This is a genomic window from Streptomyces coacervatus (assembly GCF_029223485.1).
In the GTDB taxonomy this organism is placed as follows: domain Bacteria; phylum Actinomycetota; class Actinomycetes; order Streptomycetales; family Streptomycetaceae; genus Streptomyces; species Streptomyces coacervatus.
Map to the genome: position 1 here is coordinate 1 of NZ_JARHTP010000078.1, position 608 is coordinate 608.

The 608-nt window shown below is 70.2% G+C and carries 1 protein-coding gene and 1 pseudogene; one reads left to right on the plus strand and one right to left on the minus strand.

Translation table 11 applies throughout. From position 1 onward, the window contains the following. A partial coding sequence (locus tag P2Q00_RS50665; protein ID WP_275781995.1) for a biotin transporter BioY occupies positions 1-256 on the plus strand: 256 nt, incomplete at its 5' end. A gap of 58 nt (positions 257-314) precedes the next feature. Here the strand turns inward: P2Q00_RS50665 and P2Q00_RS50670 are convergent. Beyond that, positions 315-608: pseudogene (locus P2Q00_RS50670) on the minus strand (amino acid transporter); the annotation flags it as partial.

Here is a 608-nt window from a genome sequence, read left to right on the forward strand (position 1 = left end):
CGCCTCGGCGGCGGTCGGCGCCCTGGCCCGGCGCGGCGCGGACCGCGGCGTGTGGCGGACGGCGGGCGCGATGCTGGTCGGTGAGGCGGTCATCTACGCCGTGGGCGTCCCCTACCTCGCCTTCGCCGCGCACATGTCCTTCGGCCAGGCGCTCGCCCTGGGCTTCAAGCCGTACCTGATCGGTGACGCCCTCAAGGCGGCGCTGGCGATGGGCTTGCTGCCGGCCGCGTGGAAGCTGGTCGGCCGCAAGGGCTGACCCCGCATACGCCGATGGCCCGCACCCCCCGAGGGTGCGGGCCATCGCCGTATCCGGGTCAGCGCTGGTCGAGCGCCGAGCGTCGGCGGCCGCGGATGAACGCGACGGCCAGTACGAGGCCCGCTGCCAGGAAGGACATCAGCACCTGGTCGCGCCCGCTCTTGTCGGTCAGCATGTAGCCGATGACGAACACGATCATCCCGATGGTCACCCAGGTCAGATACGGGTAGGCCCACATCTTCACCGACAGCCGCTCCGGCGACTCCCGTTCGATGATCTTGCGCATCCGCAGCTGCGAGAAGCAGATCACCAACCAGACGAACAGGGCCACCGCACCAGAGGAGTTGAGCAG